This is a genomic window from uncultured Actinomyces sp. (assembly GCF_963526355.1).
Taxonomy (GTDB): Bacteria; Actinomycetota; Actinomycetes; order Actinomycetales; family Actinomycetaceae; genus Actinomyces.
The window spans coordinates 1-7,833 of the sequence record NZ_CAUROW010000086.1 but is presented as its reverse complement, the minus strand read 5'-3'; the positions used below and the strand labels follow the sequence as shown (position 1 = coordinate 7,833).

The following is a 7,833-nucleotide window of genomic DNA, read 5'->3' as shown; positions in this document are numbered from 1 at the left end:
CGACATGCGCACGCGACCTCCTCCAAGGCCCCCGAGGCCCTCGACCTGCGTCTGCTCGCCCCGGCGGTCACCTGCTGGGCCGGTGCCTGGTGGGCCGTCGGAGGTGGCGGACCGGCGGCATGGAGGCAGACTCTCCTCGTGGCCGCCGGATGCACCGCCCTGGCTGCGGCACTCGTCGTGCCCGTCCTGCGCTTCCGGCCACCGCGTCACCGGGCCGACCTGCGCCCCGGAGCCCCGGAGCAGGACCCCAGGGCCATCGGAACCCTCAGCGCCAGCCTGCTCGTGTGCGCCCTGTGCGTCGCAACGATCCTGGCCGTCAGCGCCGCCCACCTGTGGTCCCGCCAGCGTGACCCGCTGACCACGGCGGTGGCTTCCGGGCAGCCGGTCACCCTCATCGGCACCGTCTCCCAGGAGCCACGGGTGTCCGCCACCAACCGGTCCACCCTCGTCATCACCGCCCTCGACGTCGAGCAGGTGGATGGGCGTGCTTCTCACCTGCGCGCCACCGTCCTGGCCGACGAGCAGTGGCTGAACCTGTCCATGGGGGCCCACGTCCAGGTACGCACGCGCCTGCGATCCTCCGATCCAGGCCGCGCCGAGACAGCCATCATCTCCAAACGCGCTGATCTCAAGGTCCTCAGTCCACCGACCGGGGTTCTCGGGGCCGTCACCAGCATTCGCGCTGGTCTTGCCCAGGCCGTCGGGGCACAGGGCACCGCAGGAGTGGGGGAGGAAGCGGGTTTCTGGCCGCCGGGCGCCCGGGCCCTCGTACCCGGTGTCGCCCTGGGGGACGACCACGCCCTGCCGGAGCAGGTGCGCAAGGACATGCGCACCGTCTCCATGACCCATTTGACGGCCGTCTCCGGGCAGCATGTCGCCATTGTCCTGGGTCTGGGCCTGGCAGCCCTCGGGGTGCTGCCCCGGCGGTGGCGGGCACTGCTCGGAGCGGTCCTGCTGACTGCTCTCGTGATCCTGGTGCGTCCCTCGGGATCCGTGCTGCGTGCGGCCACCATGGGAGCCGTCATGCTCCTGGGCGTCGTTGCCGGACGGCGTGCCGCCTCTGTGCCGGCACTGTGCGCGGGCGCCATCGTCCTGCTGCTCATCGACCCCTGGCAGTCCCGGGACTACGGGTTCGCCCTGTCCGTGGTGGCCACCGCCGGGATCGTCATCGGCTCCAAGCCCGTTGCGGTCCACCTCTCTCGCCACCTGCCCAGGTGGTTGGCCGCCGCCGTGGCTCTGCCACTGGTGGCCCAGGCCGCCTGCGGGCCGCTCCTCGTCCTCCTCCAGCCCTCGGTGGGGGCCTGGTCGGTTCCCGCCAACCTGCTCAGTGAGCCGGCCGCCGTCGTCGCCACGATCAGCGGTCTCCTGGCCGCGCTGATCCTCCCGGCCTGGCCCGCGGCAGCCACCGTCATCGCCTGGCCGGCGCTCGTGGCTTGCTCCTGGATGGTGTGGGTCGCCGGCTTCTTCGCCCACCTGCCCGGCGCCACACTGTCCTGGCCGGACGGCCTCACGGGTGCCCTGGCACTGGGGGTCTGCGAGCTCGGGGTCCTGCTCCTGGTGGCTCCCCGAGCCCGCCGCGCCCTGCTGGAGGGACTGAGACGGTTGACGCGGCCCGCTCGTGGCAGGCTTGCCCCATGGCAGCGACCCGAACCTCCCGCTCCCGGGGCCGGCGCAACGCACCGGCTAGACTCCGCTGGGACCAGGCCCAGCTGGCGCCGATCGTCCTCATCCGCGCCGGCGAGGAGGTCCTCGCCGACCGTGCGGTATCGAGTCTTCTGGCGCAAGCCAAGGCCAAGGACCCGACCACCGAGGTCACGCGCCTCGAGGCCGCCACCTACGAGCCCCACCAGCTCGACACCCTCGTGTCGCCCTCCTTGTTCGGAGAGCCCCGGCTCGTCTACGTCCCCGCCCTGGAGCAGATGACGGACGCCCTCCTGGCCGATCTCATCGCCTACGTGGGCGCCGCCGACCCCGAGGTCAGCGTCATCTTGCGCCACAACGGGGGGCAGCGGGGCAAGCGCCTGCTCGACGCCATCAAGGCTTCGCCCTACCCGACCGTCCAGTGCGACGCCATCAAGAGTGCCAAGGACAAGTCCTCTCTGGTCGTGGCCGACGTGCGCCGCGCCGGGCGGAGCATCACCCCTGAAGCCGTGGGCGCCCTCGTCGACGCCCTGGGCAGCGACGTGCGAGAGCTGTGCTCCGCCGTCGACCAGCTCCTCGCCGACACCCAGGGCACCATCAGCGTCGACCACGTGCGCACCTACTACTCCGGGCGTATCGAGGCCACCGGCTTCACCGTGGCCGACGCCGCAGCAGCCGGCAACACCCCGGCCGCCATCACCGCCCTGCGCCACGCCGTGGCCACCGGCACCGACCCGGTGGCCATCGTCGCCGCCCTGGCGATGAAGGTACGCCAGCTCGCCCGGGTTGCGGCCGCCGGGGGCCGTCGCATGAGCCCCGCCGAGCTGGGCATGGCACCCTGGCAGGTGGACCGGGCTCGCCGCGAGCTCCAGGGCTGGTCCGACGACGCCCTGGCCATCTCGATCCTTGCGGTCGCCCGCGCTGACGCCGAGGCCAAGGGCGCCAGCCGCGATCCCGTCTACGCTGTTGAGCGCGCGGTTCTGACGATCTGCGACGCCCGCCGCTCGGGTACCCGCCGGCGCTGAGCCGCCCCTCAGACCCGCATGGCGGCCAGTGTGAGCGCTGTGGACATCGCCGCACACGCCGCCTCGTAGCCCTTGTCCTCGTCCGAGCCCAGACCGCCGCAGCGGGCCAGCGCCTGGGCCTCGTCGTCGCACGTGAGCACGCCGAAGCCCACCGGCACCCCGGTGTCGAGCGACACCCGGCTCAGCCCGTCTGTCGCGGCTCGACACACGTAATCGAAGTGCGGGGTGCCACCGCGGATGACGACGCCCAGCGCGACGACCGCCTCGGCACCACCCCGCGCGGCGGCCGCGGCGAGCACCGGAAGCTCGAAGGAGCCCACCGCCCGAACGACGCTTGCCTGAGCTCCGGCCTCCTCGACGGCGCGCAGCGCCCCGGCGACCAGGCCCCCCATGACACGCTCGTGCCACTGGGCAGCGACGACCGTCACCCTCATGCCCCGCGCGTGAGGTGCGCTCTGCTCAGGCGCCCCGGATCCGCTCATCGTGTCTCTCCCTCGTTCTCGTCGGTCTTGTGCCAGGGCGCATCGTCGGCCGCACCCTCGCCGGGCAGCACGTCCGTAGGGGACCCGGTGGGCTCGAGCCCGGTGAGCAGATGGCCCATGCGGTCGCGCTTGGCGCGCAGGTAGCTGAGGTTCTCCCCGTTGGCGAAGGTCGGCGTCGACATCCTGGAGCGGACGCTCACGCCGTAGTGCTCCAGGCCTGTGACCTTGTCCGGGTTGTTCGTCATCAGCTCGACCGAGCGCACGCCCAGGTGCCGCAGCACCTGGGCGGCGGTGGCATAGCTGCGGGCGTCGGCCGGCAGCCCCAGCGCGGTGTTGGCGTCGAGGGTGTCCATTCCCTCCTCCTGCAGCGCGTAGGCGCGGAGCTTGTCGATGAGCCCGATGCCGCGCCCCTCGTGGTCGGAGGCGTAGACGAGGACCCCGCGGCCGCGGGCGCCGATCGCCTCCATGGCGGCGCGCAGCTGCGGCCCGCAGTCACAGCGCAGGGAGGACAGGACGTCGCCGGTCAGGCAGGCGGAGTGGACGCGGGTGAGGACGTCCTCACCGTCGGCGACGTGGCCGCACACGAGCGCGAGGTACTCGGCGCCGTCGACCCTGCTGCGCAGGGCGTGGGCGGTGAACTCCCCGTGCGCGGTGGGCAGGTGAGTCGAGACGACCTCCTCGACGAGATCCTCGTGCAGCCACCGGTGGCGCTCCAGGTCGCCGACCGTGATCATGGGCATGGCGTGGGCGTCGGCGAGCTCTCGCAGCTGGTGCCGGCGCGCCATGGTGCCGTCGTCGTTGACGATCTCCACGAGAACACCCACGGGCCGGTTGCCCGACAGGCGCATGAGGTCGACGGCGGCCTCCGTGTGACCGTGGCGCCTGAGGATCCCTCCCTTGCGTGCACGTAGGGGGAAGACGTGGCCGGGGTGGACGAGGTCGGTCGGCGCTGAGCCCGGGTCCGCCAGGACACGGATGGTGCGAGCCCGATCGGTGGCGCTCACGCCCGTGGTGATGCCCGTGCGTGCGTCGGCGCTCAGCGTGAAGGCCGTTCTCTTGGGATCGGTGTTGTGCTCGGTCATCATCGGGATGCCCAGGCGGTCGAGCTCCTGGGCCGTCATGGGCGCGCAGATGATGCCGGTCGAGTGTCGGATCGCGAAGGCCAGCTGCTCGGTCGTGGCGGTCGCCGCGGGGAAGATGAGGTCCCCCTCGTTCTCCCGGCTCTCATCGTCGACGACGATGACCATCCGGCCCTCGCGGAGGGCGGTGAGGGCGTCCTCGACGCTGTCCATGCGTGTGTCCGGGCGCACGCTCCTGATGCTCAGCATGCCTGCCGGTCCTCCTCGCCCAGGCGGGCGCCCAGAAGACGCTCGGCGTACTTGGCCATGACGTCGACCTCGAGGTTGACCCGTTCTCCCGGTCGCCTCGTGCCCAGAGTCGTGCGTCGCAGCGTCTCCGGGATGAGGCCGACGCTGAGTGACGCTCCTGCTCCCGGCGTAGGGGAGGCGTCGTCGACGACGTCGACGACGGTCAGCGACACCCCGTCGAGGGCGACCGATCCCTTGACGGCGACGTAGCGGGCGATCTCCCACGGCATACCGACGCGCAGAAGGTCCCAGTGCTCGCCGTGGCTGCGGTCGAGGACCTCGGCGGTGGCATCGACGTGCCCCTGAACGATGTGCCCGCCGAGCCGGTCGGTGGCGCGCAGGGCGCGCTCGAGGTTGACCCGGTCTCCGGGCGCCTGGGAGCCCAGGGTGGTGCGCGTGAGAGTCTCCGCCATGAGGTCGGCGGTGAAGGCACTCCCGTGCATGGCGGCGATCGTCAGGCAGCACCCGTTGACGCTGATGGAGTCGCCCAGGCTCGCGTTCTGGGTGACGGTGGGCGCCTCGACCGTCAGCCGGGCGCAGTCCTCGACGGTCTCGAGCCGGACGACGCGTCCGAGCTCCTCGACGATTCCGGTGAACATCAGTGACTCTCCTCAGTGTGGCGGCGGATAGGGGGATGAGTGCGGTCCCGGTGGTCCGGGCGTTGGCTGTGCCGCGGCCTCGGGCCCGGAGGGGCGTCGGGGTGGTCGTCGTCGGTCCCCAGGTCACCGGAGAGGCGGACGGCGAGCTCGTCGCCCGCGCCGAGGACCTCGACGCGGGGGTGACGCAGCCTCAGGGCGTCGCTGATCGTCGTCGCCCCGAAGTCGGCGAGGGCGGCCGGTCCCGCGCCCAGAAGTGCGGGGGCCGTGTAGGCGACGACCTGATCGACGAGGCCGGCGCGCAGGAAGGATGTCGCGAGGATCGGGCCTCCTTCGAGGAGGACGTGGCGGATCTCGCGTTCGGCGAGCACGGCCAGCACGGTGCGCGGGTCGTGGGTGGGCAGGAGGAGATAGTGGTCGTCGGCGAACACCTTGGAGGCAGGAGGCAGGCGCCTGGAACCGACGACGACGCGCAGCGGCTGGAGATGAGCTGGGGCGGGCTCTCCCGTCTCGTCTCGGACTGTGAGGGCCGGGTCATCGGCGAGGGCGGTGCCGGTGCCCACCATGACGGCGTCGCACTGACGGCGCAGGTGGTGGGCGTCGCGGCGGGCCGCCGCCGAGGTGATCCACCGGCTGGTGCCGTCGTCGGCGGCAATACGGCCGTCGAGGGTGGCGGCGAGCTTCCACGTCACCATAGGGCGGCCGCGGGTCACGGCCAGGAGCCACGGGCGGTTGAGACGCGCGGCGTCCTGGGAGCACAGCCCGCGTCGTACCCGCACGCCAGCGGCCTCCAGCGTCGCCGCGCCGCCTCCGGCCTGCTCGGTCGGGTCGTCCTGGGCGTAAATGACCTCGGTCACGCCTGCGGCGAGGAGCGCCTGGACGCATGGGCCGGTGCGGCCCTCGTGGTTGCACGGCTCGAGGGTGACGATGGCGGTCGCTCCCTGGGCGGAGGCGCCCGCCGCGGCGAGATTCGCCAACGCATCGACCTCGGCATGGGCGGTGCCAGCGCCACGGTGGTGGCCCTCGGCGAGGACGTCGCCGTCGGCGGAGAGGATGACGCAACCGACCCTGGGGTTGGGCCCGGGCGGGGCGTCGGGGGAGGCCGCGGCCCGGAGGGCGCGTCGCATCGCGGCCGTCTGCACGTGGGTGAACGAAGTCATCCGGTCCTCTCCCTCGGGTGCGTTGGGGAGAGACACCGCCACGCCGAACCCACCGGGTGCACGGCACCGGGTACGGCATGGTGTGTCCCGTGTGCGCTTCCCATCCGGACTCTTACCGTCGGTCCAGGAGTTCCACCTGGTCAGCCGGTCGCTGGATGCGACCGGGTCGCGGACTGTCACCGCCGGTTCGGACTTTCACCGACCCCAGAGCACACGAGCTCATCTCGTTGAGGAGAATGTACCGCGTGCGAGTGCGCTCGGCCGCCTCCCGGCGCACATGTGACCAGCCCCACCTCGACAGGGCGTCCGGATGCGGGCGGCACCGCAGGCAGGCCGTCCGCGCCCGGGACTCACTTCTTGCGGTACAGGGACTTGGTGGCGTAGACCGGCTCGTTGGTGACCTGGACTCCCAGGGCGCGGAAGATGCCCTCGTCCACCGACCCCAGGATCGTGGAGGTGTGGACGTCGCAGCCCCGCAGCGTCTCGAGCTGGTCGAGAGCCTTGCGGGCGTTGTCGTCCCCGTTGGCGGACACGGCCAGGGCGATGAGCACCTCGTCGGTGTGCAGCCGCGGATTGCGGCTGCCCAGTCCCTGGGTCTTGAGCTTCTGGATGGGCTCGATGGAGGCCGGGGCCAGCAGGTCGACACCGTCATCGATCCCGGCCAGGACCTTGAGGGCGTTGAGCAGCATTGCCGAGGAGCATCCAAGCAGGGCCGAGGTCCTACCCGTCACGATGCGCCCGTCGGGCAGCTCGATCGCTGAAGCGGGCTCACCGGTGGCGGTGGCCACCTCCAGCGTGGGCGGCACGACCGGACGGTCCTCCTTGCTGACCCCCACCTTGGCCATGAGCAGCGCGATCCGTTGGGACTGGACGGGGGCGATGACCTCGCGCTTCTCGGTCACCAGGGCCCGGTAGTAGCGGCGGATGATCTCCTGACAGGCGGCCTGCCGGCAGACCTCGTCGTCGCTGATGCAGTAGCCCGCCATGTTGACGCCCATGTCCGTGGGGGAGGCGTAGGGCGAGGATCCCAGGATCTCCTCGAACAGGCGGGTCAGGACCGGGAAGACCTCGACGTCGCGGTTGTAGTTGACGGTCTGGACGCCGTGGGCCGCCAGGTGGAAGGGGTCGATCATGTTGACGTCGTCGAGGTCCGCGGTGGCGGCCTCGTAGGCGATGTTGACCGGGTGGTCCAGGGGGAGGTTCCAGATCGGGAAGGTCTCGAACTTCGCGTAGCCCGAGGCGATGCCCCGCTGGTGGTCGTGGTAGATCTGGGACAGGCAGGTGGCCATTTTGCCGCTGCCCGGCCCGGGTGCGGTGACCACCACGAGGTCCCGGCTGGTCTCGATGTACTCGTTGCGCCCGTAGCCCTCCTCGGAGACGATACGGGCGACGTCGCCGGGATATCCGGGGATGGGGAAGTGGCGGTAGACCGTGATGTCCAGCGCCTCCAGCTTGCGCTTGAAGTCATGGGCCTGACGGTTGTCCTCGGTCCACTGGGTCACGACGACGCTGCCCACGTAGAGCCCGTAGCTGCGGAAGGCGTCGATGTGGCGCAGCAGGTC

General features: G+C 71.6%; 6 protein-coding genes, 1 pseudogene and 1 riboswitch. Of the genes and pseudogenes, 2 read left to right on the top strand and 5 right to left on the bottom strand.

Annotated elements, in window-relative coordinates:
- Nucleotides 1-540 precede the first annotated feature (540 nt).
- Nucleotides 541-1,548 (top strand): annotated as a pseudogene (locus tag RWR81_RS11365) (ComEC/Rec2 family competence protein); the annotation flags it as partial.
- A gap of 86 nt (nt 1,549-1,634) precedes the next feature.
- Nucleotides 1,635-2,666 (top strand): DNA polymerase III subunit delta, encoded by a 1,032-nt coding sequence (gene holA, locus RWR81_RS11360; protein WP_314457857.1) that lies wholly within the window; start codon nt 1,635-1,637, stop codon nt 2,664-2,666.
- Between the two features lie 8 nt (nt 2,667-2,674).
- Here the strand turns inward: holA and ribH are convergent, their stop codons facing one another.
- The 5 genes from ribH to RWR81_RS11335 form a co-directional block, all read right to left on the bottom strand.
- A complete protein-coding gene (gene ribH / locus RWR81_RS11355; RefSeq protein WP_314457855.1) occupies nt 2,675-3,148 on the bottom strand; it encodes a 6,7-dimethyl-8-ribityllumazine synthase in 474 nt (157 codons plus the stop codon).
- Nucleotides 3,145-4,476, bottom strand: coding sequence for a bifunctional 3,4-dihydroxy-2-butanone-4-phosphate synthase/GTP cyclohydrolase II (locus tag RWR81_RS11350; RefSeq protein ID WP_314457852.1), 1,332 nt, complete (start codon nt 4,474-4,476; stop codon nt 3,145-3,147). Before RWR81_RS11350 ends, ribH begins: the two co-directional genes overlap by 4 nt.
- Nucleotides 4,470-5,114, bottom strand: coding sequence for a riboflavin synthase (locus RWR81_RS11345; protein WP_314457850.1), 645 nt, complete (start codon nt 5,112-5,114; stop codon nt 4,470-4,472). The genes RWR81_RS11350 and RWR81_RS11345 overlap by 7 nt, the downstream gene beginning before the upstream one ends.
- Nucleotides 5,114-6,271 carry a bifunctional diaminohydroxyphosphoribosylaminopyrimidine deaminase/5-amino-6-(5-phosphoribosylamino)uracil reductase RibD gene (ribD, locus tag RWR81_RS11340; RefSeq protein WP_314457848.1) on the bottom strand — a complete coding sequence of 386 codons (1,158 nt, stop codon included), beginning with the start codon at nt 6,269-6,271 and terminating at the stop codon, nt 5,114-5,116. Before ribD ends, RWR81_RS11345 begins: the two co-directional genes overlap by 1 nt.
- An 87-nt stretch (nt 6,272-6,358) precedes the next feature.
- A riboswitch (FMN riboswitch) is annotated at nt 6,359-6,488 on the bottom strand.
- Between the two features lie 133 nt (nt 6,489-6,621).
- Nucleotides 6,622-7,833, bottom strand: a 1,212-nt coding sequence (locus RWR81_RS11335; protein WP_314457846.1) for a DUF1846 domain-containing protein, incomplete at its 5' end; no start/stop codon positions are given.